24 protein-coding genes are annotated in these 23,647 nt (G+C 66.0%); 18 read left to right on the forward strand and 6 right to left on the reverse strand.

Annotation, left to right across the window (positions count from 1 at the left end):
• Nucleotides 1-51 precede the first annotated feature (51 nt).
• The 5 genes from folC (at nucleotide 52) to PX653_RS00990 (ending at nucleotide 5,812) form a co-directional block, all read left to right on the forward strand.
• Nucleotides 52-1,341 carry a bifunctional tetrahydrofolate synthase/dihydrofolate synthase gene (gene folC, locus PX653_RS00970; protein ID WP_277416100.1) on the forward strand — a complete coding sequence of 430 codons (1,290 nt, stop codon included), beginning with the start codon at nucleotides 52-54 and terminating at the stop codon, nucleotides 1,339-1,341.
• An 11-nt stretch (nucleotides 1,342-1,352) separates the two neighbouring features.
• Nucleotides 1,353-2,414, forward strand: a complete 1,062-nt coding sequence (locus PX653_RS00975) for an SPOR domain-containing protein (RefSeq protein ID WP_277416101.1) — start codon at nucleotides 1,353-1,355, stop codon at nucleotides 2,412-2,414.
• A 25-nt stretch (nucleotides 2,415-2,439) separates the two neighbouring features.
• Entirely contained in the window at nucleotides 2,440-2,928 is a 489-nt protein-coding gene (locus PX653_RS00980) for a CvpA family protein (RefSeq protein WP_277416102.1), read from the forward strand.
• A gap of 38 nt (nucleotides 2,929-2,966) precedes the next feature.
• Entirely contained in the window at nucleotides 2,967-4,490 is a 1,524-nt protein-coding gene (gene purF, locus PX653_RS00985) for an amidophosphoribosyltransferase (RefSeq protein WP_277416103.1), read from the forward strand.
• An 80-nt stretch (nucleotides 4,491-4,570) separates the two neighbouring features.
• Entirely contained in the window at nucleotides 4,571-5,812 is a 1,242-nt protein-coding gene (locus PX653_RS00990) for a cystathionine gamma-synthase family protein (RefSeq protein WP_277416104.1), read from the forward strand.
• Between the two features lie 144 nt (nucleotides 5,813-5,956).
• On the opposite strand, the gene lexA is transcribed toward PX653_RS00990, so the two are convergent.
• Nucleotides 5,957-6,625, reverse strand: coding sequence for a transcriptional repressor LexA (gene lexA / locus PX653_RS00995; RefSeq protein ID WP_277416105.1), 669 nt, complete (start codon nucleotides 6,623-6,625; stop codon nucleotides 5,957-5,959).
• A 312-nt stretch (nucleotides 6,626-6,937) separates the two neighbouring features.
• On the opposite strand from lexA, the gene rpsF reads away from it, so the two are divergent.
• From rpsF to PX653_RS28175, 10 genes are all read left to right on the forward strand, one after another.
• Nucleotides 6,938-7,327 carry a 30S ribosomal protein S6 gene (rpsF, locus tag PX653_RS01000; protein WP_107143312.1) on the forward strand — a complete coding sequence of 130 codons (390 nt, stop codon included), beginning with the start codon at nucleotides 6,938-6,940 and terminating at the stop codon, nucleotides 7,325-7,327.
• Nucleotides 7,328-7,360: 33 nt separating this feature from the next.
• The gene (gene priB, locus PX653_RS01005; protein ID WP_277418678.1) at nucleotides 7,361-7,681 is read left to right on the forward strand and encodes a primosomal replication protein N; all 321 of its coding nucleotides are present in this window, start codon (nucleotides 7,361-7,363) and stop codon (nucleotides 7,679-7,681) included.
• A gap of 1 nt (nucleotide 7,682) precedes the next feature.
• Nucleotides 7,683-7,973, forward strand: a complete 291-nt coding sequence (rpsR, locus tag PX653_RS01010; protein ID WP_107143310.1) for a 30S ribosomal protein S18 — start codon at nucleotides 7,683-7,685, stop codon at nucleotides 7,971-7,973.
• 28 nt (nucleotides 7,974-8,001) lie between these two features.
• Complete coding sequence (gene rplI / locus PX653_RS01015) at nucleotides 8,002-8,454, forward strand: 50S ribosomal protein L9 (RefSeq protein WP_277416106.1); 453 nt, start codon at nucleotides 8,002-8,004, stop codon at nucleotides 8,452-8,454.
• 188 nt (nucleotides 8,455-8,642) lie between these two features.
• The gene (locus PX653_RS01020; protein WP_277416107.1) at nucleotides 8,643-10,031 is read left to right on the forward strand and encodes a replicative DNA helicase; all 1,389 of its coding nucleotides are present in this window, start codon (nucleotides 8,643-8,645) and stop codon (nucleotides 10,029-10,031) included.
• A gap of 87 nt (nucleotides 10,032-10,118) precedes the next feature.
• Complete coding sequence (locus PX653_RS01025) at nucleotides 10,119-10,745, forward strand: DUF47 domain-containing protein (RefSeq protein WP_107143307.1); 627 nt, start codon at nucleotides 10,119-10,121, stop codon at nucleotides 10,743-10,745.
• A gap of 26 nt (nucleotides 10,746-10,771) precedes the next feature.
• Entirely contained in the window at nucleotides 10,772-11,782 is a 1,011-nt protein-coding gene (locus PX653_RS01030) for an inorganic phosphate transporter (RefSeq protein WP_277416108.1), read from the forward strand.
• Between the two features lie 108 nt (nucleotides 11,783-11,890).
• Nucleotides 11,891-12,871 (forward strand): bile acid:sodium symporter family protein, encoded by a 981-nt coding sequence (locus tag PX653_RS01035; protein ID WP_277416109.1) that lies wholly within the window; start codon nucleotides 11,891-11,893, stop codon nucleotides 12,869-12,871.
• Nucleotides 12,872-12,910: 39 nt separating this feature from the next.
• Nucleotides 12,911-13,474: a helix-turn-helix domain-containing protein gene (locus PX653_RS01040; protein ID WP_277416110.1), complete on the forward strand. Its 564-nt coding sequence runs from the start codon at nucleotides 12,911-12,913 to the stop codon at nucleotides 13,472-13,474.
• Nucleotides 13,471-14,445, forward strand: a complete 975-nt coding sequence (locus PX653_RS28175; RefSeq protein WP_307730930.1) for a GNAT family N-acetyltransferase — start codon at nucleotides 13,471-13,473, stop codon at nucleotides 14,443-14,445. The genes PX653_RS01040 and PX653_RS28175 overlap by 4 nt, the downstream gene beginning before the upstream one ends.
• Before the next feature lie 338 nt (nucleotides 14,446-14,783).
• Here the strand turns inward: PX653_RS28175 and PX653_RS01055 are convergent, their stop codons facing one another.
• From PX653_RS01055 to PX653_RS01075, 5 genes are read right to left on the reverse strand one after another with little or no spacing between them, the layout of a single operon-like run.
• Complete coding sequence (locus PX653_RS01055; RefSeq protein WP_277416111.1) at nucleotides 14,784-15,176, reverse strand: VOC family protein; 393 nt, start codon at nucleotides 15,174-15,176, stop codon at nucleotides 14,784-14,786.
• A 1-nt stretch (nucleotide 15,177) separates the two neighbouring features.
• Nucleotides 15,178-15,786, reverse strand: coding sequence for a hypothetical protein (locus tag PX653_RS01060; RefSeq protein WP_277416112.1), 609 nt, complete (start codon nucleotides 15,784-15,786; stop codon nucleotides 15,178-15,180).
• Nucleotides 15,787-15,801: 15 nt separating this feature from the next.
• A complete protein-coding gene (locus tag PX653_RS01065; protein ID WP_277416113.1) occupies nucleotides 15,802-16,401 on the reverse strand; it encodes a hypothetical protein in 600 nt (199 codons plus the stop codon).
• A complete protein-coding gene (locus PX653_RS01070) occupies nucleotides 16,398-16,862 on the reverse strand; it encodes a hypothetical protein (RefSeq protein ID WP_277416114.1) in 465 nt (154 codons plus the stop codon). The genes PX653_RS01065 and PX653_RS01070 overlap by 4 nt, the downstream gene beginning before the upstream one ends.
• Nucleotides 16,863-16,874: 12 nt before the next feature.
• A complete protein-coding gene (locus tag PX653_RS01075) occupies nucleotides 16,875-17,768 on the reverse strand; it encodes an MBL fold metallo-hydrolase (RefSeq protein WP_277416115.1) in 894 nt (297 codons plus the stop codon).
• Nucleotides 17,769-17,967: 199 nt separating this feature from the next.
• Between PX653_RS01075 and PX653_RS01080 the strand changes: the two genes are divergently transcribed.
• The 3 genes from PX653_RS01080 to PX653_RS01090 all read left to right on the forward strand — a co-directional run bounded on the left by PX653_RS01080 (nucleotide 17,968) and on the right by PX653_RS01090 (nucleotide 23,647).
• Nucleotides 17,968-19,584 (forward strand): HD family phosphohydrolase, encoded by a 1,617-nt coding sequence (locus PX653_RS01080; RefSeq protein ID WP_277416116.1) that lies wholly within the window; start codon nucleotides 17,968-17,970, stop codon nucleotides 19,582-19,584.
• Complete coding sequence (locus PX653_RS01085; RefSeq protein WP_277416117.1) at nucleotides 19,581-21,845, forward strand: CHASE2 domain-containing protein; 2,265 nt, start codon at nucleotides 19,581-19,583, stop codon at nucleotides 21,843-21,845. The genes PX653_RS01080 and PX653_RS01085 overlap by 4 nt, the downstream gene beginning before the upstream one ends.
• A 215-nt stretch (nucleotides 21,846-22,060) precedes the next feature.
• A complete protein-coding gene (locus PX653_RS01090; protein WP_277416118.1) occupies nucleotides 22,061-23,647 on the forward strand; it encodes a ShlB/FhaC/HecB family hemolysin secretion/activation protein in 1,587 nt (528 codons plus the stop codon).

Genomic DNA, 23,647 nt, shown 5'->3' on the forward strand with positions numbered 1-23,647 from the left:
TTTTCGTCGGCGCTGCTAGAATTGCGCCTTTCCCAGCATTCCCCGGAAGTCATGTCCACTCCCACCACCCTCCCAGCCTGGCTGGCGCTGCTCGAGTCGCGCCACGCCGAAACCGTCATCAACATGGGCCTGGACCGCGTGCGCGCCGTCAAGGAGCGCCTGCAACTGCAGTTCGCCTGCCCCGTCATCATGGTGGCCGGCACGAATGGCAAGGGCTCCACGTGCGCAATGCTGGAGTCAATCCTGCTGCGCGCGGGCTACAAGGTGGGGCTGTACATCAAGCCTCACTTCCTCGACTTCAACGAGCGGGCCCGCCTGAACGGCGACCTGGCCAGCGATGCGCAGCTGGTCGCGGCCTTCGACGCCGTCGAGGCCGTGCGTGGCGACACGCCGCTGACGTACTTCGAGTTCACCACGCTGGCGATCATGCACCTGATGAGCAAGGCGCCGCTGGACGTCGTCATCCTCGAGGTGGGCCTGGGCGGCCGCCTCGATGCCGTCAACATCGTCGACGCCGACGTGGCCATCGTCACCAGCGTCGACATCGACCACGTGGACTACCTGGGTGGTACGCGCGAGCAGATCGGCTTTGAAAAGGCCGGTATCTTCCGCCCGGGCAAGGCGGCGATCTGCAGCGATCCGGTGCCGCCGCAGTCGCTGATCGAGCACGCCGCGGCGATTGGTGCCGACCTGTGGCTGATGGGCCGCGACTTCAACTACGCGGGCGACAAGCAGCAGTGGAACTATGGCGGCCGATCGCAGCGCCGTAACTCGCTGGCTTACCCCAGCCTGCGCGGCGCGAATCAGCTATTGAACGCGTCGGCCGCGCTGGCCGCGCTGGAAGTGCTGAAGAACGAGTTGCCGGTCGGCGCGCAGGAAGTGCGGCACGGTCTCGTCACGGTCGAGCTGCCGGGTCGCTTCCAGGTGCTGCCGGGCCGTCCCACCGTGATTCTCGACGTGGCGCACAATCCCCACGCCGCCGCCGCGCTGAACCAGAACCTGGGCAATATGGGCTATCACCCGTACACGTTCGCCGTGTTCGGCTCGATGCACGACAAGGATATCGACGGTGTCATCAAGGCGATGGCCCAGCACGTGGACCACTGGTGCCTGACGACCTTGCCGTCGCCGCGTGCGGCCAGTGCGTCGGAACTGGCCGCCAAGGTGCAGATGCTGGCCGGCGAGGGGCAGCAGGACCGTACCGTCACCGTGTTTGACGATCCCGCCACGGCTTTTGCAAATGCAATGAGTAGGGCTGGGGAGAATGATAGAATTGTGGTCTTTGGATCGTTCCTGACTGTTGCCGGCGTCATGGCCGCACGCAAATCCTCACTCCACTGAGAAATTCACGCATGGGCTTGTTCTCGAAATTTGGTAAAAACAAGCAGGAGTCTGTTGAAGACAGCGGCTACTACCGGGCGGCCGACGACCGCAATCTCGCCGAACGTGCCCGCGCCAAGCGCGCGGCGCATGCGGGCGCCGAGGCCGCTGCCGCCCGTGGCCGCGGCCGTACCGGGCGGGACGTTCCCGATCCCGTGTTGCCGGAAAAGAAACGTGCGCGCCGCCGCCTCGTCGGCGCCATCGCACTGGCATTGGCCGTTGCCATCGGCCTGCCGATGATCCTCGACTCGGAGCCGAAACCGCTGGCGAACGACATCGCCATCCAGATCCCCGCCAAGGACAAGGCAGCCGAGGACGCCGCCGTCGCCAGCGCCGAACCGGCCAAGCCGGTCGCACCGGCCGAGGCGCTCGACCAGAGCGAGGAAATCGTCGAGCCAGCCGAGCCCGCGCCGAAGGTCGCGGCGGTCACGCCGCCGCCGCGCGTGGAGCCGAAGGAACCCATCGGCTGGACGGAGCCGAAGGACATCGCGCCGGAGCAGAAGAAGCCCGAGCTGAAACCGGAGCACAAGCCCGAGACGAAGGTGGCCGACCACAAGCCGGACAATAAGCCGGAAGCGAAGGCCGAGCTTCGCCTGGCCGAGGCCGAGGCGAAAGCCAAGGTCGAAGCACGGGCCAAGGCGAAGGCCAAGGCCGAGGCCGAGGCCGAAGCCGAAGCCAGGGCAAAGCGCGAAGCCAAGGCCGAAACGAAACCGGAACCGAAACACGAACAGAAGCCGGACGACGCCGCGCGCGCGCTGGCGATCCTGGAAGGCAAGCAGGCCGCCAAGCCGGCCGAGGCCGAAGGGGCGTCCAGCCGCTACGTGATCCAGGTTGCGGCCCTGGCCGCCAAGGACAAGGTCGATGAGCTGCAGGGCAAGCTGCAGGCGGCCGGCATCAAGTCGTTCACGCAGAAGTCGCCGTCGGGCGAACTGACCCGCGTGAAAGTGGGCCCGTTCGGCAGCCGGGAAGAAGCCGAGAAGGCCAAGGCGCGGTTGCAGAAGATCGGCCTGTCCGGCAGCCTGGTGCCCGTCTGAACCCTGCCCAGCCTGACGCGGTAACGTGACGATTTTCGACTACCTCGTGCTGTTCGTGCTGGTCGCTTCCATCATCGTCAGCATGATGCGGGGGCTGGTCAAGGAAATGCTTTCGCTGCTGGGCTGGATCGTCGCCTTTGTTGTCGCGAATACCTACAGCGCGGCGCTGGCCGCGTTGCTGCCGGAAGCGATTCCCGGCGAGGTGGTGCGGCTGATCGTCGCCTTCATCGTCCTGTTCATCGGTGCGCGTATCCTGATGGGCTTGCTGTCGATGGCGATCGGCGCCCTGGTCGAGGCCAGCGGCCTGACGCTGGCGGACCGGGGCCTGGGCGGACTGTTCGGCCTGGGCCGGGGGCTTGTGATCGTGCTGGCCGCCGTCATATTGTGTGGCATGACGTCGATTCCCCAGCAGGACTTCTGGCGGCAGGCGTTGCTCAGCCCGTTGGCCGAGAGCGGCGCCCGCACCGTGAAACCCTTTCTGCCCGCTGCCGTCGCGCAGCACGTGCAATTTTAGATTTCTTAAATCCGTAGCACCCAATCCAGGAGCACAGTATGTGTGGCATCGTCGGCGTCGTCTCCCATCAACCCGTCAATCAGCTGCTGTATGACGCGCTGCTGCTGTTGCAGCATCGCGGCCAGGACGCGGCCGGTATCGCGACCAATCACAGCAGCATGTTCTCGATGCACAAGGCCAACGGCCTGGTGCGCGACGTCTTCCGTACCCGTAATATGCGCTCGCTGATGGGCAACACGGGCATTGGCCACTGCCGCTACCCGACCGCCGGCTCGTCGTCGGAAGAGGAAGCGCAGCCGTTCTACGTCAACGCGCCGTTCGGCATTACCCTGGCACACAACGGCAACCTGACCAACTGGGAACAGCTCAAGAAAGAGATGTTCGAGAACGACCGCCGCCACATCAACACCGACTCCGATTCGGAAGTCCTGCTGAACGTGCTGGCGCACGAGATCCAGAAGGCGACGACGGGCTACTCGATCGATCCGGACACGATCTTCCAGGCCGTCACCGTGCTGAACAGCCGCGTGCGCGGCGGCTACGCGGCCGTGGCGCAGATCGCCGGCGTCGGCATGCTGGGCTTCCGCGACCCGTTCGGCATCCGGCCGTTGTGCCTGGGCGTCAACGAGTCCGAGCAGGGTTCCGAGTACCTGATCGCTTCGGAATCCGTGGCCCTGGAAGGCATGGGCTTCCGCTTCGTGCGCGACATCGCGCCGGGCGAGGCCGTCTTCATCGACGCCCACCACAAGCTGCACAGCCGCATCTGCGCCGACAATCCGTCGCTGAACCCGTGCGTGTTCGAATACGTCTACCTGGCCCGGCCGGACTCCGTCATCGACGGCGCTTCCGTCTACAGCACGCGCCTGAAGATGGGCGAATACCTGGCCGAGAAGATCCGCCGCGAAGGCCTGGCCGACGACATCGACGTCGTCATGCCGATCCCCGACTCGTCGCGCCCCGCCGCGATCCAGCTGGCCCTGCGCCTCGGCAAGGAATACCGCGAAGGCTTCATCAAGAACCGTTATATCGGCCGCACGTTCATCATGCCGGGCCAGGGCCTGCGCAAGAAGTCCGTGCGCCAGAAGCTGAACGCGATCGGCGATGAGTTCAAGGGCAAGAACGTGCTGCTGGTCGACGACTCCATCGTGCGCGGCACGACGAGCCGCGAGATCGTCCAGATGGCGCGCGACTCCGGCGCCAAGAAGGTCATCTTCGCTTCCGCCGCGCCGCCGGTGCTGTACCCGAACGTGTACGGCATCGACATGCCGACCCGCGACGAGCTGATCGCCCACGGCCGCACCACGGAAGAGGTGTGCCGCGAGATCACGGCCGACGCGCTGGTCTACCAGGACCTGGACGACTTGAAAAAGGCGATTGCCGACGTCAACCCGGCGCTGCAGAACTTCGAGGCCTCGTGCTTCGACGGCATCTACGTGACGGGCGACGTGTCGCCGGAATACCTGGACCGCATCGAGCACGCGCGCCACAACCCGAAGGCGAAAGTAGTCGAGGACGCCGCGCGCACGCAGCTGAACCTGAACGCCGCGACGACTGAGGCGTAACGCAGCAGGGGCCGGCAACGGCCCCTTTTTTTCACCGGCAATATTTCCAAAAACCGGGGACAGTCCCGGATTTTTCCGACATGACCGATAAAAACAACTACGGCTTCACGACGACGATCCTGCACGGCGACCGCCAGAAGCCCGTCGAGCAGGGCTCGCTGCACAAACCCATCCATACCTCTGTCGCGTTCGGCTACACGGATGCGCGCCAGCTGGCTTCCGTGTTCCAGGGCCGCGAGCCGGGCTTCCGCTATGGACGCCAGGGCAACCCGACCGTGTCGGCGCTGGAAGAAAAGATCACCAAGATGGAGGGCGGCATCGCCACCTTGTGCTTCGCCACCGGCATGGCGGCGATCGGCGCCGTGTTCCAGGCGCTATTGCGCGCGGGCGACCACGTGGTGTCGTCGTCGTTCCTGTTCGGTAACACCAATTCGCTGTGGCAGACGGTGGCGGGGCAGGGCGTGGGCGTCGACTTCGTCGACGCGACCGACGTGGCCAACGTTGCCGGCGCACTGAAGGAGAACACGCGCATCGTCTTCGTCGAGACGATCGCCAACCCGCGTACCCAGATCGCCGACCTGGCGCGCATCGGCAAGCTGTGCGCCGAGCGCGGTATCCTCTACATCGTCGACAACACGATGACGACGCCTTACCTGTTCCAGCCGAAGGCCGTCGGGGCGGGCCTGGTCGTCAACTCGCTGACGAAATCGATCGGCGGCCACGGCAATGCGCTGGGAGGCGCGCTGACGGACACCGGCGTGTATGACTGGAGCCGCTTCCCCAACATCTTCGAGAACTACAAGAAGGCGGCGCAGCCGATGTGGGGCATCACGCAGGTACGCGCGAAGGGCTTGCGCGACTTCGGCGCTTCGCTGGGGCCGGAAGCGGCGCACCATATCGCCGTGGGTGCCGAAACGCTGGCGCTGCGCATGGAGCGCACGTGTGCGAATGCCAGGGCGCTGGCGGACATGCTGGCGGCCGATCCGCGCGTGGCGGCCGTGCATTACCCGGGCTTGCCGTCCCACCCGCAGCACGGCATTGCCAGCGAGTTGTTCAAGGCGTACGGTTCGCTGTTCAGCTTCGAGCTGAAGGACGGGATCGACTGCTTCGATTACCTCAACCGCCTGAAGATCGCCGTGCCGGCGTCCAACCTGGGCGATACGCGCACGCTGGTCATTCCGGTGGCGCACACGATCTTCTATGAGATGGGCGCCGAGCGGCGCGCGTCGATGGGGATTGCCGAGTCGCTGATCCGGGTGTCCGTGGGGATCGAGGATACCGTGGATCTGGTGGAGGACTTCCGCAGCGCATTGGCTGTATGAGGGATTGGGGTCTGTCCCCGCATGGGGACAGACCCCGAAGTTCGTTCGCGTTCAGCCAGCATCGAATGCAACTGACAGAACTTCGGGGTCAGTCCCTGGAGGGACAGACCCCGGTGCCTCGAGCGCTGGCGGCTTAGTGCCAGCTCAGTGCCAGCTCCGCAGCAAGCCGACCGCCAGCCCTTCCAGCGCGAACTCGTCGGTCTCGGGATCGACGGTAATCACCTTGAAGTCCGGGTTCTCCGGCAGCAGTTCGACCGTCGAACCCGTGCGGCGGTAGCGCTTGACGGTCACTTCGCTGCCGATGCGGGCCACGACGATCTGGCCGTTTTTTGCGCTGTCCACCTTTTTGACGGCCAGCAGGTCGCCATCCATGATGCCGATGTCGCGCATCGATTCGCCGCGCACCTTCAGCAGGAAGTCGGGCCTGGCCGAGAACAGCGCCGGGTCGACGCTGTAGCTCGTTTCCAGGTTTTCCTGCGCCAGGATCGGCGAGCCGGCGGCCACGCGGCCGATCAGCGGCAGCGACATCAGCATGCTGGCGGGCACTTGCGGCATCGGGCCCAGGTCCGCCGGCTTCGCTGCCGATGCCGGGGCAGGGCGCTCGCCCAGCAGGCGGATGCCGCGCGACGTGCCGGCGGTAATCTCGATCGCACCCTTGCGCGCGAGCGCCTTCAGGTGCTCTTCGGCCGCGTTGGCGGATTTGAAGCCCAGCTCGGCCGCGATTTCCGCGCGGGTCGGGGGGAAGCCGGTGTTTTCGATGGCATCCCTGATCAGATTGAGAATTTGTTCCTGTCTTGCGGTGAGCTTGATCATGGTGCGATGGGCTGTTTATATAGACAGTCTGTATTTTTGTACAGTGTTCGTCCGATTGCAAGGGAAATTGTTGTTTTGGGCGAAATATTTGGGGCTTCGGTCGCCATAGTGTGAAAACCGGGGACAGTCCCCGTGCGGGGACTGTCCCCGACGCATCACCCAATCGCAGCGCGCGGACAGCCCACATCGGGCGTTGGGCCATGCGGGGCCTCTGGATTTCCCGACAAAATGCTGATATAGTCGCGGGCTTACCTCTTCCCACACTCGTCTTGACGCCGGGGTGGGCTATCAACAGTCCTTAAGGGAGTTTGCATGCGTCACTATGAAATCGTATTTATCGTCCATCCGGACCAGAGCGAGCAAGTGCCCGCGATGATCGAACGTTACAAAGCCAGCGTGACCTCGCGCGGCGGTAACGTGCACCGCGTGGAAGATTGGGGCCGCCGTCAGATGGCGTACTCGATCCAGAAACTGGCCAAGGCACACTACATCTGCATGAACATCGAGTGCGACAACGAAACCCTGGTCGAACTGGAAACCGCGTTCAAATTCAATGATGCCGTGCTGCGTCACCTGACCGTCAAGATGAAGAAAGCGGAAACCGCTCCTTCGCCAATGATGAAGTCGGTCCAGCGTGAAGACGCGGCCAAGAGCCACCGCGCCGAAGCACCAGCAGCCGCTCCTGCAGCCGCTGCAGCTTGAGTTTGTCGGCGTAAGTATTGATCGGGAGTTTCGCTGAACCAGCTCCAGTTTGTCGGCCTCATCACCGAGCGGGAAGTGTTGCGATACACGCCAGCCGGTCTGCCAATGGTGAATGCAGTATTGCAGCACAGTTCGCAGCAGATGGAAGCCGGCATTGCCCGCCTGACCGAGTTCGAGATTGCCGCGGTAGCCGCGGGAGAGATCTCCAACCGCTTCAGCGCGGCGCCCCTGGGAGGCACGTACGAGTTCACGGGATTCCTGGCCAAGAAGAACCGCCACAGCAAGAGCCTGGTATTTCACATCATTGATTTCCGTGCTGTCACGACAGCACAACATTTAGATACAGGAGCCTAAAATGGCATTCGGTAAAAAGTTCGACAAAAACAAAGCAAAGCTGAAAGAGAAGCGCAAACAGCAAAATCCTCTGTTCAAGCGCAAGAAGTTCTGCCGCTTCACCGCCGCTGGCGTTGAGCAAGTGGACTACAAAGACGTAGACACGCTGAAAGATTTTATCCAGGAAAACGGCAAGATCATGCCAGCACGCCTGACCGGCACGAAGGCGCACTACCAGCGTCAAGTCGACACCGCGATCAAGCGCGCCCGCTACCTGGCCCTGCTGCCTTACACCGATCTGCACCACGCTTAATCGCGGCAGATAGATCCTGGAGAGAACTATGCAAATCATTCTGTTGGAAAAAGTCATCAACGTCGGCAACCTGGGCGACGTCGTCAAGGTCAAGGACGGTTACGCACGTAACTTCCTGATCCCGCAAAAACTGGCACGTCGTGCCACGACGGCTGCCGTGGCCGAGTTCGAAGCCAAGCGCGCCGAACTGGAAAAAGCCGCCGCTGAAAAGCTGGCTGCCGCACAAGCCCAGGGCGAAAAGCTGAACGGCATGACCGTGACCGTGTCGCAGAAGGCCGGCGTCGACGGCCGTCTGTTCGGCTCCGTGACCAACTACGACATCGCCGAAGCGCTGACGAAGGCTGGTTTCGCTGTCGAAAAAGCTGCCGTGCGCATGCCGACCGGCCCGCTGAAGACCGTGGGCGAGCACCCGGTCTCCGTGTCGCTGCACACCGACGTCGTGGTCGAAGTGACCGTGGCCGTCGTGGGCGAAGCTGCCTAAGTCCGGCCCGGGAATTTATTCCACGGTCAGACTGTCTTAGCTTTGAAGAAGCCGGGTTCGCCCGGCTTTTTTATTGCATTGTGAAGATGGCAGCATTGCCCGCAAAGCGTTGAAAACGCAACGTTTTGCGGCCCTTGAGGCCTTTCTTTGATGAACTTCGCAAACCCGAAGCAGGTATAATTCGCGCCATGAACGCCGCCCCATCCGACCCGCAAGTCGACTCCCTTCGCATCCCGCCGCACTCCATCGAGGCAGAACAGTCCGTCATCGGCGGCCTGCTGCGCGATAACGCCGCGTGGGACCGCATTGCCGACTTCATGAACGCGGAGGATTTCTATCGCTACGACCACCGCATCATCTTCGAACAGATGGTCCGGCTGATCAACAGCGGCAAGCCGGCCGACGTCATCACCGTCTTCGAGGCGTTGACGATGCTGGGCAAGGCCGACGAAGTGGGCGGCCTGCAGTACCTGAACGCGATGGCGCAGAACACGCCGTCGGCGGCCAACATCCGTCGCTATGCCGAGATCGTGCGCGACCGCGGCGTGCTGCGCAAGCTGATCACCGTGGCCGACGAAATCTCCGGCAACGCGTTCAGCCCACAGGGCAAGGAAGTCAAGCAGATGCTGGACGAGGCGGAATCGAAGATCTTCGCCATCGCCGAAGCGGGCTCGCGCGGCTCGTCCGGCTGGACCGCCGTGCAGCCGCTCCTGACGCAGGTGGTGGAGCGCATCGACGAGCTGTACAGCCGCGACAGCGGCAGCGAAATCACCGGCGTGCCGACGGGCTTCATCGACCTCGACCGCATGACGTCGGGCCTGCAGCCGGGCGACCTCGTCATCGTTGCCGGCCGTCCGTCGATGGGCAAGACGGCGTTCTCCGTCAACATCGGCGAGAACGTCGCCATCGAGGCGGGCCTGCCCGTCGCCGTGTTCTCGATGGAGATGGGCGGCGCCCAGCTGGCCATGCGTATGCTGGGCTCGGTGGGCCAGCTGGACCAGCACCGCCTCCGTACGGGCAAGCTGAACGACGAGGACTGGCCGCGCCTGACGCATGCCATCCAGAAGATGAACGAAGCGCAGCTGTATATCGACGAGACGCCCGCGCTGAACCCCATCGAGATGCGCGCACGGGCGCGCCGCCTGGCCCGCCAGTGTGGCAAGCTGGGTCTCATCATCGTCGACTACCTGCAGCTGATGCAGGGCTCGCAACCGGGCGACAACCGCGCCGCCGAGATCTCCGAGATCTCGCGTTCGCTGAAGGGCCTGGCGAAGGAGTTGCATTGCCCCGTGATCGCACTGTCCCAGCTGAACCGCTCGCTGGAACAGCGCCCGAACAAGCGTCCCGTGATGTCCGACTTGCGCGAATCCGGCGCTATCGAGCAGGATGCGGACGTGATCATCTTCCTGTACCGCGACGAGGTGTACAACCCCGATTCGCCGGACAAGGGAACCGCCGAGATCATCATCGGCAAGCAGCGTAACGGTCCCATCGGCGCGATCCGCCTCACGTGGATGGGTATGTACACGAAATTTGGCAACTACACCGGTAACCTGTCCGTCTACCAGGGCGACTGACGAAGTCCACCGACGACACGGGCTACCACCGGGCCTTCCTCGCGCGAGGGCCCCGCAGCACCACCGAATCAACCAACGGAGAACAAAATGTTTGGACGCTTGATGCCCACCGAGGGCAAATTCTTTGACCTGTTCAACCAGCATGCGGAGCTGTGCGTCAAAGGCGCGAAAGAAATGCTTGGCCTGATGACCAACTTCGACGACCTGGAAAATCGCGTGCACGCGATCGAGAGCATCGAGAAGCAGGCCGACAAGATCACCTACACCACCGTCGACCTGCTGCACAAGACGTTCATCACGCCGATCGACCGCGACGACATCCACAAGCTGATCACCAAGATGGACGACATCCTGGACATGATGGAAGACGCCGGCCAGACCGTGTCGCTGTACGACCTGCACGCCGTCACGCCGGAAGCCAAGCGCCTGGCCGAACTGGTGCTGGCCTGCTGCGAGAAGGTCAAGGATGCGGTGGCGCTGCTGTCGAACATGGACAACGCGCGCGACATCGTCGCCATCTGCGAAGAGATCGACCGCCTGGAATCGGATGCCGACCATGTCATGCGCGCCGCCATGTCGAAACTGTTCCGTGACGAGCCGGACGTGCGCAACCTGATCAAGATGAAGGCGATCTACGAGATCCTGGAAACCGTGACGGACCGCTGCGAGGACGTGGCCAATATCATCGAAGGCATCATCGTCGAGAACGCGTAAGCGCCAGCGATAGAAATCACAATAATATGCAGACCCTACAAATCAGCATCTACGCGCTGGCTGTACTGATCTTCCTGGCACTCGTCTTCGACTTCATGAACGGCTTCCACGACGCCGCCAACGCGATCGCGACGGTGGTGTCGACGGGCGTTCTGAAGCCTCAGTCGGCGGTGGCGATGGCCGCCTTCTTCAACTTCATCGCGATCTTCATCGTCGGCCTGAAAGTGGCCCAGACGATCGGCAAGGGCACCATCGATCCGCATGTGGTGGACCATTACGTCATCTTCGGCGCGCTGGTCGGGGCCATCGTCTGGAACCTGATCACGTGGTACTACGGCATTCCTTCGTCGTCTTCCCACGCTCTGATCGGCGGCCTGGTGGGCGCGGCGGTGGCCAAGTCCGGCACCGGCGCGCTGATCGCCGGCGGCCTGGTCAAGACCGTCATGTTCATCGTGCTGGCCCCGTTGCTGGGCTTCGTGCTGGGTTCGATCATCATGCTGATCGTCTCCTGGGTGTTCGTGAAATCGACACCGCGCAAGATCGACGGCTGGTTCCGCCGCCTGCAACTGGCTTCCGCGGCCGCCTACAGCCTGGGCCACGGCGGCAACGATGCGCAAAAAACCATGGGCATCATCTGGATGCTGCTGATCGCGTCGGGCCACGTCGCGGCCACCGATCCCGAGCCGCCGCTGTGGGTCGTCATTGCCTGCTATGCCACGATCTCCTTCGGCACGCTGTTCGGCGGCTGGCGCATCGTGAAAACCATGGGCCAGAAGATCACCAAGCTGAAACCCGTCGGCGGCTTCTGCGCCGAGACCGGCGGCGCGATGACCCTGATCATGGCGTCGTTCTGGGGCGTGCCCGTCTCGACGACGCACACGATCACGGGCGCCATCGTCGGCGTCGGCTCTTCGCAACGCCTGTCGGCCGTGCGCTGGGGCGTGGCCGGCAATATCGTGTGGGCGTGGGTCTTCACGATCCCCGCTTCCGCGTTCGTTGCGGCGATCGCCTGGTGGCTGGGCCGCCACATCATGTAAGAGAAACCCCTGGGGACAGGCACCGATCTTCGAGTCTCCGACTCGAAGATCGGTGCCTGTCCCCGGTGTCATTCAGCGCCGCCGGAGCGCTTGGGCTAAAATGGCCCGATGTCTTCCGCATCCGCCTTCCTTTCCCGCCTCAAGCCCGATAGTTTCACGCTTGCCCTGCTGGCCACCGTCGCCATCGCGTCGGTGCTGCCCTGTACCGGGCAGGCCGCCGTCGTATTCGGCGACATCACCACCGTCGCCATTGGCCTGTTGTTCTTCCTGCATGGCGCCAAGCTGTCGCGCGAGGCGATCGTGGCCGGCCTGACGCACTGGCGCCTGCACCTGCTGGTGCTGGCCTGCACCTTCGTGCTGTTCCCCATCCTGGGCCTGGCCCTGAAGCCGCTCGCCCTGTCCGTGCTGACGCCCGACCTGTACGTGGGCCTGCTGTTCCTGTGCATGTTGCCGTCCACCGTGCAGTCGTCGATCGCGATGACGGCGATGGGACGGGGCAACGTGCCGGCCGCGATCTGCAGCGCCTCCGCCTCGAACTTCCTCGGCATCTTCATCACGCCGCTGCTGGTGGGCGCGTTCATCGTGCAGGGCGGCGCGGGCCGCTCGTCGCTGGATGCCGTGCTGGCCATCGTGCTGCAGCTCCTGGTGCCGTTCATTGCCGGCCAGGTGTGCCGGCGCTGGATCGGCGCCTGGGTCGACCGCCACAAGCCGATGCTGAAATACGTCGACCAGGGCTCGATCCTGCTGGTGGTGTACACCGCGTTTTCCGAGGCCGTGGCGGAAGGGTTGTGGCACGAGCTGTCGCCGCAACTGCTCGTCACCCTGGGCCTGGTCTGCTGCGCGCTGCTGGCCATCGTGCTGGGGCTGTCGTTCTGGGCCAGCCGCCGCCTGGGCTTCACCCGCGCGGACGAGGTGACGATCGTGTTCTGCGGCTCGAAGAAAAGCCTGGCCTCCGGCGTGCCGATGGCGAAGGTGCTGTTCGCCACGTCGTCGCTGGGCATGATCATCCTGCCCGTGATGCTGTTCCACCAGATCCAGCTGATGGTGTGTGCCGTGCTGGCGCAACGCTTTGCCGAGCGGGCGGACTAAGGCTTGCGTTCGTCTCATAACTGAGATAATGTCTCAGTTATGAGAGAAGAAGACTTCGAAACCAAGCTGGTGCGGCGCCTGGCCGCGCTGCGCGAGCAGCGTGCGCTGTCGCTGGAAGAGCTGGCCGCCGCCAGCGGCATCAGCCGCGCCACGCTGTCGCGCCTGGAGCGGGGCGAGAGCAGCCCCACCGCGGCGCTGCTGGGCAAGCTGTGCACCGTCTACGGGCTGCCGATGTCGCGCCTGATCGCCGAGGTGGAAGAGCAGGGCGCGCAGCTGATCCGCGCCGCCGAGCAGCCGGTCTGGACGGATCCCGCCAGCGGCTTCACCCGGTGCATGGTATCGCCGCCCGTGCAGGGCCTGCGCGCGGAGCTGGTTGAAGGCCAGTTGCCCGCCGGCGCCGTCATCGACTACGAGCAGCCGGCCGTGCGCGGCATGGAGCAGCACCTGTGGATGCTGTCCGGGACGTTGCTGTACACGCTGGAGGGCGTCGAGTACCGGCTGGAAGCGGGCGACTGCCTGCGCTTCCGCCTGTTCGGCCCCACCCGCTTCGTCTGCCCCGGCCCGCAACCGGCCCGCTACCTGATCGCCGTGTGCGAACCATGACTCCCGTCTGCGCCATCGAGGAACTGCACGGCGACGGCGTGCGCGCCCACGCCGCCGCGTTGGCGGACGTGCTGCACGACTGCGTCGCGCACGGCGCCAGTGTCGGCTTCGTGCTGCCGTTCGACGTCAGTGCCGCGCGGCGCTGGTGGCTGACGGTCGCGCAGCAGGTGGATGCCGGCGCCCGCACCGTATTCGTCGCACGGGACGCGGACGGCATCTGCGGCACCGTGCAACTGGCCCTGGCGATGCCCGCCAACGGCGCCCACCGTGCGGAAGTCAACAAGATGCTGGTGCACACGCGCGCGCGCCGGCGCGGCATTGCGCTGCAACTGATGACCGCTGCCGAAGAGCGTGCGCGCGAGCTGGGGCGCAGCCTGCTCGTGCTGGACACGTGGACCGGCAGCGGCGCCGAGCACCTGTACCGGCAATTGGGCTTCGAGGTCAGCGGCACGATTCCCGCGTTCGCGCGCCTGGAGGACGGCAGCCTGGGCGCCACGACGGTCATGTACAAGCTGCTGGCGCCGCGCCTGGCCATCGCCGATGCCGATCCCTTCGATAGCAGCGCGGCCGCATTGCTGGGCGAATTGGCCACGGCATTGGCGGCGCTGACGGGCGACGACGGCAACGCGTCGTTCGACGCCGCCGACGTGCGCGACCCGCGCGCCTGCTTCGTGCTCGCCCGTGTCGGCAACGAAGCCGTCGGCTGCGGCGCAATGCGGCCGTTGTCGCCGCACGTCGCGGAAGTAAAGCGCATGTACGCCCGGCCCGGTCACGCCGGCGTCGGCGCCGCGCTGCTGGCGCACCTGGAAGCACGCGCGGCCGCGCTGGGCTATCGGGAGGTATGGCTGGAGACGCGCAAGGTCAACGTGCGTGCCGTGCGCTTCTACGAAAAGCACGGCTACCGGCGCATCGACAACTACGGCAAGTACGTGGGCATGGACAGCGCCATCTGCTTCGGCAAGCGCCTGTAACCGGTTCAATTCGGGGACAGCCTCCAATTTCACAAATCGGGGACAGCCTCTTGTTTCAAATCGGGGACAGCCTCCCAATTTCAGGATGTGCAATAAGGAGGCTGTCCCCAATTCGCGCAGGATGTGCAATAAGGAGGCTGTCCCCAATTCGCGCGTCGGCAGGCGCCTGTAACCGGTTCAAATCGGGGACAGCCTCGAATTTCGAAAATCGGGGACAGCCTCCTAATTTCGGGATGTGCAATAAGGAGGCTGTCCCCAATTCGCGCAATAAGGAGGCTGTCCCCAATTCGCGCAATAAGGAGGCTGTCCCCAATTCGTGGTTCCCGATTCGCGCGGGGTCAGGCCGGGTCGTGGCAGCATACGCACAGCTTGTTGCCGTCCGGGTCGCGGACGTAGGCGCCGTAGTAATGGGCGTGGTATTCGGGCCGCAGGCCCGGCGGGCCTTCGCAGGTGCCGCCGTGGGCCAGCGCGGTGGCGTGGGCCGCGTCGACGGTGGCGCGGTCGCGCGCCAGCAGCGCCGTCATGGCGCCGTTGCCGACAGTGGCCGGGGTGCCGTCCTGCGGTGCGCCGATCAGCAGCAGGGGACGCGGCGCGTCCGCTGGCATCCAGCCCGCCCAGGGACGGCTGTCGTCGCGAAAGCGCAGCGGCTGCCCGAGCGTCGCCATGAGCGGTGCGTAGAACGCAAAGGCACGCTCGAAATCGGTCACGCCGATAAAGACATGGGACAGCATCTCAGTCGCCGCAGCGGATCGCCACGCTGTCGCCGCGGAACAGGCGGCCCTCGAACGCGGGCGTGGCGGCTTCGCGGCGCAGGATGCGCTCGCGGCTCGTCGCGCTGGCCTGGATGCGTGCGCACTCCGGTTCCCAGTCCAGCGTCCACATGACGAGGCACTGGAACAGTTCGTCGGCCGGGCCGCTGCGCACCTCGCAGCCCTTGCCGTTGGACGTCGCCAGCGCGAACGAGAAACCGGGCCGCATGCGCGGGTGGCTACGCGCGGCCGCCACGTCCAGCGCGCCGTGCGGCACGAACGTGCGCCCCAGCGTGGCGACCGACTCGGGCGACAGGCCGTGGTGCGGTCCCGGCGGATCCTGTGCCGGCGTGACGGCCGCGCTGGCGTCGTCCATGCGGATCGTCACCACCTGGCCGGCGCGCAGCTGCAGCTCGCGCAGCCAGACGCGGTAGCCGTCCGCATGGCCCGCGGTCAGCGTGCCATCGCATGACAGCACGGCCGCATGGGGTTCCGTCACGCTGCCGCGCAGGTGCACGGACAGCATTGCCAGGTCGTCGTTGTCGACGGCCGCGACCACGTCGCCGTCCACCGCTATGCTGAAGATCGTCATCGTTTGTCCTCCCGTTCAGTCGCCGCAGCGGAAGGTGACGCTTTCGCCGACGGCCATGGTGCCGCGGTACAAGTCCGTGCCTTCCGTGCGGGCCAGCACGCTGTCGAGATTGGTGGTCCCGGCCCGCACCCGTGCCTTGCCGGGCGGGTCGTCCGCCCACACGACGGAGAAGCTGAACGAATCGTCGGCGGGGTCATTGCGTCCCGCCAGCGCTGCGCCGTCCGGCGTCGCGAGCGACCAGCAGAAGCCGTCGCGCAGGCGTGGCCGGCTCCGTATCTCGGCGACCTCAGCCGCCGTGGGCGTGAAGTCGGTACGCTCGCACGGCGGCTCGTCCGGGAACAGCTCGGCGATGGTCTTGCCCTGCGTGAGCGGGCCGGCCGGCGGCTGGTCGAGCAGCGCCACCGTGATCGTCCGTTGCGGGCCGTCCAGCTCCCGCTCCGCCCAGATGCGAAAGGTCGACTCGCCGTCGGGCGGATACGTCCCGCCATGGCAGGACAGGTTGGCCAACCCGGGCCGCGTCAGGTCGCCGCTGACGTGCACCGCCAGCATATTCACTTGCGCCAGGTCGACCGCGGCCGCCTGCACCCCATCCACCGTCACCACCATCACCGTCATTTGCGCTTCCCCTTTGTTTTACGTTTCCCCGCCGGTCGCAGCGCGAGGATCGACAGCACCACTTGCACCGAGCGCCACGCCATCAGCACGCCCGAGGCCAGCAGCGCCACCGTCAGCACCAGCGCGTAGCTGCCGCCCAGCAGCACGGCACCGAGCCAGATGCCGGCCGCCACCAGCAGCACCGTCAGCACCAGGCGCGTGGCCCAGCCCTCGTGGCCCTCGACCCGGCGCGTCACGTTGCGGTGCGCCAGCGCGATGAACAGGTTGTCGCTGCGCTGCGCGCCCGACAGGATCACCTCGTCGCCTTCCTCGATGGCGATCGGGTGGTTGGCGACGATCTTGCACTGCCGTTCCCCGACCTTGAACACGGCCGCGTGCAGCGTGCTGGTGCCGGTCTCCTTCTTGTACATGACGGTCTTGCCCAGCCTTAGGTCCGTGACGACGCCCTGGATGCGTTCCATGCCCGTCTCCATCTACAGCACGACCTCGAGCCCCTCGTAGGCGAGGAATACCTGCAGGCCGTTCAGCAGCGGCGCGTGGCGCGCCATGACCTCGGCGAACACCGCTTCCAGTTCGTCGTCGCTGCGGGTCGGCTCGTGGTGCGTGCAGTACAGCCGCTTCGCCCCGACCCGCAGCGCCATCGCCAGCGCGCTGTCGAACGTGCCGTGGCCCCAGCCCAGCTTGGACGGATACTCGGCAGCGGTGTACGAACAGTCGGCGACCAGCGCGTCCACGCCGCGCACCATCGCATCGATGGCGGCCGTGCGCTCGGCCACGTGCGCCGCGCACGCGCCGTGTTCGGGATGGCCTTCCGGGTACAGGTTGTACAGGGGCTCGTGGTCGCCTGTGAAGAACATCGACTTGCCGTTGCAGTCGATGCGGTAGCCCAGGTCCGTCACCGGATGGCCCATGACGACGTTCTGCACCACCGCATCGCCCACCGCAAAGGCCTCGCCCACCTGCAGCGTGACGTACTCGATGGTCGCGCCCATCTGCGTTTCGCTGACAGGGAAGTAGCTGTTCTGCAACTGCACACCCATCACGTGCTCGATGCCATTGCCCGTTTCCGGATCGGAAACGCCGTGCAGGCACACGCGGCTGCCGCGGATGAACAGCGGCGTGAAGAACGGCAGGCCGTGGATGTGGTCCCAATGGCTGTGCGTGATGAAGATGTTGGCATCGATGGGGCGCTGGCCGCTGGCGACCAGCGCCTGCGCCAGGCAGAACAGGCCGGTGCCGCCGTCCAGCACGATCAGCGTGCCGTCGTCGCTGCGCACTTCGATGCAGGTGGTGTTGCCGCCGTAGCGCACCGTGCGCGGGCCCGGCGACGGGATCGAGCCCCGCACCCCCCAGAATTTGAATTTCATTGTAACGAAGTCCCGATAGCTTTTTCTTGTCCGGCTGCGCGGCAGCGTTCCCAAACTCCAGCGTCGATGATAGCGGGTTTTGCCCCGGTTCTGGCCGCAAACTCGTCTTGACCGCCGCGCTGGCCGCTTAGCGTATACAGTATACCTGTGGCATCACCCGTATAATTCACGGGGAATTTCATCGGGGCAACATAGCACCATGCAAGAACTGAATCATGCACAGATCGCGCAACGGCTGGACCAGTTGACGGAACTGTCCGTCGCGCTGGGCGCAAGCCACGACACGGATCTGTTGCTCGAACGAATACTGTTGGTGGCGAAAAGCATCACCAACGCGGACGGCGGTACCCTGTACCGCCCCAGCGGCGACGGCCGCACGCTGTGCTTCTCCCTGTCGGTCAACGACACGCTGGGACTGCACCTGGGCGGCTCGTCCGGAAAGAGCGCGGACATCGCGCCCGTGCCGCTGGCGGACGAGCACGGCGCGCCGAACCTGTCGTCGGTGGCCGCCTATGCGGCCAATATGCGCCAGTCCGTCAACATCGCGGACGTGTACCATGCGGACGACTTCAACTTCTCCGGCATGCGCGCGTTCGACCAGCGCTTCGGCTACCGTTCGGAGTCGTTCCTGACGGTGCCCATGCACGACCATGCGGGCGAGCTGCTGGGCGTGCTGCAGCTGATCAACGCGCGCGATCCCGCCACGGGGGCCATCACGACGTTCTCGCCCACCGACCAGCGCTTCATCGAGGCGCTGGCCGCGCAGGCCGCCGTCGTGCTGACCAACCAGTCGCTGGTGCGCCAGCTGGAAGAGCTGCTGGAAGCGCTCGTCAACCTGATCAATATCGGCATCGACGAGAAGTCGCCGTACACGGGTCGCCATTGCCAGTTCGTGCCGGAGCTGACGATGATGCTGGCCGAAGCGGTGCACGAAACGAACCAGGGGCCGATGGCGCCGTTCCGGATGACGGATGCGGACCGCAAGGAACTGTGGCTGGCCGGCCTGCTGCACGACTGCGGCAAGATCACGACGCCCGTGCACGTGGTCGACAAGGCCACCAAGCTGCAGACGATCTACGACCGCATCGGCGTCATCGACACGCGCTTCGAGGTGCTGCTGCGCGATGCCGAGATCCGCGCGCTCAGGCAGCAACTGGCTGGCGGCGATCCGGCGGCCCTGCGCGAGCGCCTGCTGCAGGAGCAGGCCAGGCTGCGCGACGAGCGCGACTTCCTGCGCCGTGCCAACGTGGGCGGCGAGGGCATGGCGCTTGACGACGAGCAGCGCGTGCACCAGATCGCGGCGCGCCGCTGGACCGGTCCGGACGGCGTGGAGCAGCCCTTCCTCAGCGCCGACGAGGTGGCGAACCTGACGGTGCGCTACGGCACCCTGACGGCCGAGGAGCGCGCGATCATCAACAACCACATCGTCATGACGGTGCGCATGCTGGAATCGCTGCCGTGGCCGAAGCACCTGCGCCGCGTGCCGGAGTTCGCCGGCGGCCACCACGAACGGATGGACGGCAAGGGCTATCCGAAGGGCCTGCGCGGCGACGAGATGTCGGTGCCGGCGCGCGTGATGGCGATCGCCGATATCTTCGAGGCGTTGACGGCCAACGACCGCCCCTACAAGACCCCGAAGACGCTGACGGAAGCGCTGCAGATCCTGGGCCGCTTCAGCCTGAACGGCCATATCGACCCGGCCCTGTTCGACATCTTCGTGCGGCGCAAGGTCTACCTGGAATTCGCCCGGCGCCACCTGGACCCGGCCCAGATCGACGTGGTGGACGAGTCGGCGATCCCGGGCTATACGCCGTGAAGGCCCTGGCCGGCGCGGCCCGCAAGCATGGCCTGCGCTGGCTGTGCGGCCTGCTGCTGACCGCCGGCGCGGCGCTGCACGTGACGGGCCACCTGGGCCTCGATGCAATGGAGCGCTTCGACACCTTCATTGCCGGCCTGCGCATGCGGGTCGAGCCGGCGCAACTCGATCCCCGCATCGTCATCGTCGATATCGACGACCGCAGCCTGGCCGCCGTCGGCCGTTTCCCCTGGAGCCGCGACGTGATGGCGCGCCTGGTCACGCAGCTGACGCGCCGCTACCAGGTGGCGGCGGTCGGTTTCGACGTCTCCTTCCCGGAGCCGGACTACAGCTCCGGCTTCGGCGTGCTCGATGCGCTGGCGCGGCGCGAGCTGAAGGACGTGCCGGGCCTGCCGGCCCAGCTGGAACGGTTGCGCGAGCGGATGGACTATGATGGCTTGCTGGCCGCCGCGATGGCAGGGCAGCCCGTCGTGCTGGGCTACGCTACCGCGGGCAGCCAGGTCAAGGGCGTGCTGCCGCCGCCCGCATTCACGGAAGAAGCGCTGAACGGGCGCACGCTGGACGCCTGGCAGGCGCGCGGCTACGAGGCCAATATCGCGCGGCTGCAGCAGGCCGCGCAGGGCGCCGGCATCTTCAGCGTGCTGCCCGACCGCGACGGCGTGGTGCGCTCCACGCCGCTGCTGCAGAAGATCGGCACCGGCTACTATCCCACGCTGTCGCTGGCGACGGTGGCGGTGGCGCTGCGCGCGCGCGCCATCGCGCCCCTGTGGGAAGACACCGTCGACACGCTGACGGCCGCGCAGCGCGCCAGCGGCGGCCTCGATGCCATCGCGCTGTTCCATCCCGAAGGCGCGATCCGCATCCCGGTCGGGGAGGGCCTGAGCACGACGGTGCAGTTCCGCGGCAGCGGCGGACCGCAGGGCGGGGCGTTCCGCTACGTGTCGGCGCTGGACGTGCTGCGCGGGACGGTGCCGGCGCCGGTGCTCGATGGTGTCATCGTCCTGGTCGGCACCACGGCGGCGGGCCTGAACGACCTGCGCGCCACGCCCGTCAGCGCCGTCTATCCCGGGGTGGAGGTGCACGCCAACCTGATCAAGTCGATCCTAGACGACAGCTTCAAGGCACGCCCGGACTATGCCGTGGCGGTGGAACTGGCGCAGGTGCTGCTGGCCGGTGTCGTGCTGACGTTCGCGCTGGCCGTGCTGGCGCCGGCGTGGTCGATCCTGCTGTCCGTGGCCGCCCTGGCCACGGCCGCCTGGCTCAACTTCCACCTGTACAGCGCCTACGACGCTGTGCTGAACCTGGCACCGTTGCTGGTGCTGATCCTCGCGCTGTTCGTGTTCAACCTGGCCTGGGGCTACTTCTTCGAGGTGCGGCGCGGCCGCGCCCTGGTGTCGCGCTTCGGCGAATACGTGGCGCCCGAGCTGGTGGCCGAGATGGCCGAGAACCCGGAGCGCTACACGATGGAGGGCGAGAGCCGCGACCTCACCGTGTTGTTCGTCGACGTGCGCGGCTTCACGACGATCTCCGAAGGCTTGCCCCCGCGCGAGCTGCGCGAATACATCAACCGCTACCTGACGGCGATGTCGGAAGACATCCGCGACAGCCACCGGGGCACGCTGGACAAGTACATCGGCGATGCCGTCATGGCGTTCTGGGGCGCGCCCGTGCCGTTCCCCGACCACGCCAGCCGGGCGGTGGCGACGGCCCTGTTGATGCAGCGAAGCGCCACCCGGCTCGACGGGGAATTCCGCCGGCGCGGCTGGCCGCCGCTGGCCATCGGCATCGGCATCAACAGCGGGCCGATGCACGTGGGCGACATGGGCTCGTCGATCCGGCGCGCGTACACGGTGATGGGCGACGCGGTCAACCTGGCCGCGCGGCTGGAAGGCATCACCAAGGTGTACGACGTCGGCATCGTGGTCGGCGCGGCCACGCGCGCGGCCACGCCGGAATTCGCGTACCGCGAACTGGATCTCGTGCGGGTAAAAGGCAAGCGCGAGCCCGTCGCGATCTTCGAGCCGGTAGGGCCGGCCGCCGACGTGGACGCGGCGACACAAGACGAGCTGGCGCGCTGGCACGAGGCGCTGGCATACGTGCGTGCACAGCGCTGGGACGAGGCGGAGGCGGCATTGCGGACATTGGCTGCGGCGACCCCGCAGCGACGCCTGTACGCGCTGTACCTGGAGCGGATCGCGGTCTACCGCGCCGCGCCGCCGGGTCCAGGCTGGGACGGCGTGACGGCGTTCGAGACCAAATAACGTCTGTTGCCGGAAGATGTAGTTGTTTTGACAAGCACTGCAAAAAAATATTGACTTTCCGCCATCGGAATGATGGAAAAGCTGTGTTTTTTTTCGATTTTATTGCTTTAGGGCATCGTGAATCGAACGGCTGGGCTGGCCAAATAGGGGATAATTGCCTGTCGCCCCCCGCTGGCCGGGGCGTTTACCATTTTTGCAACTCCCGAGCCAACACGATGACCTACCGCCTTGCGCGCCTGTTTGCCGGCGCCGCCCTTGCCACTGCCTGTGCCATCGCGCACGCGACCGACGCCGCCACGGACGACATCGTCCGCTTCGACATCAGCCGCTTCGACGTGACCGGCAACACGCTGCTGGCGCCGGCGGTCGTCGACCAGGCGGTGGCACCGTTCACGGGCAAGGCGCGCGACTTCGGCGACGTGCAGCGCGCGCTGGAAGCGCTGGAAGAGGCGTACCGGGCGGCCGGCTACACGGTCGTCACCGTCGAACTGCCGGAGCAGGAACTCGAACGCGGCATCGTCCAGCTGCGCGTCGTGCAGACGAAGATGGGCCGCGTCACCGTGCGCGGCAACCGCCACTTCGACGAAGCCAATGTCCGGCGCAGCCTGCCGGGCCTGCAGGAGGGCCGCACGCCGAACGTGACGGCCATTTCCGACAGCCTGCAACTGGCCAACGACAATCCGGCCCGGAAGGTGGCGCTGAAGCTGCAGGGCAGTCCGGACCGCGAAGCCGAAGTCGATGCGACCCTGGAGGTGCAGGACGAGCGGCCCTGGAAGGCCATCGTCAACGTCGACAACACGGGCACGGCGCAGACCGGGCGCACCCGCACGGGGGTGGTGCTGCAGCACGCCAACCTGTGGAACCGCGACCACGTGATGACGCTGCAGTACACCACGACGGTCGAGCATCCCGGCAGCGTCAAGGTGTACGGCGCCGGCTATCACATTCCCCTGTATGCGCAAGGCGACGCGCTGGACTTCTATGCCAGCTATTCGAACGTGGATTCCGGCACGGTGGCGGCGGGCGTGCTCGACGTGGCGGTCAGCGGCAAGGGTGCCGTGTACGGCGCGCGCTACACGCAGAACCTGGCGCGGCGCGGCAACCTGCAGTCGAAGCTGCAGTACGGGGTCGACTACAAGGCCTACAAGAACAGCATCGTCGTGCTGGGCCAGGAGCTGGGCAACGACGTCACCGTGCATCCGGCCAGCCTGGCATGGGTCGGCACGGTGACGCGGCCGGGATCGGAGCTGGGGGCGTCGCTGGCGCTGGTGCGCAACGTCCCTGGCGGCCGGCGCGGCGGCCAGGACGACTTCGAGCGCGCCCGGGCCGGTGCGCGGGACGACTACACGCTGCTGCGCCTGGGCGCCAGCTGGAGCCGGGTGCTGCCGGGCGACTGGCAGGCCCGTGCCATCGTCAACGCGCAGTACACCCGCGACGCGCTGGTGCCGGGCGAGCAGTTCGGCGCGGGTGGTGCCGGGTCGGTACGGGGCTTCGCGGAACGCGAGATCGCCAACGACCGCGGTGCCGGGGCCAACCTGGAAGTGTACACGCCGGACTTGTGCGGCGTGGCGCGCAGCCAGTGCCGCCTGCTGGCGTTCTACGACGCCGCCTGGGTGCGGCGCAACGACGCGCTGCCGGGCGAACTGGCCAGCACGGCCATCGGCAGCGCGGGCGTGGGCCTGCGGCTGTTCGTCTCGACCTACGTGAACCTGCAGCTGGACTACGGCCACGTGGTGCGGGCCGGCGCCACCGGCCGCGCGGATGCGAACCGCCTGCATGCGCGGCTTGGCCTGTCCTTCTGA

Origin of the sequence: Pseudoduganella chitinolytica, from assembly GCF_029028125.1 — a bacterium.
GTDB classification, from domain to species: Bacteria; Pseudomonadota; Gammaproteobacteria; order Burkholderiales; family Burkholderiaceae_D; genus Rugamonas; species Rugamonas chitinolytica.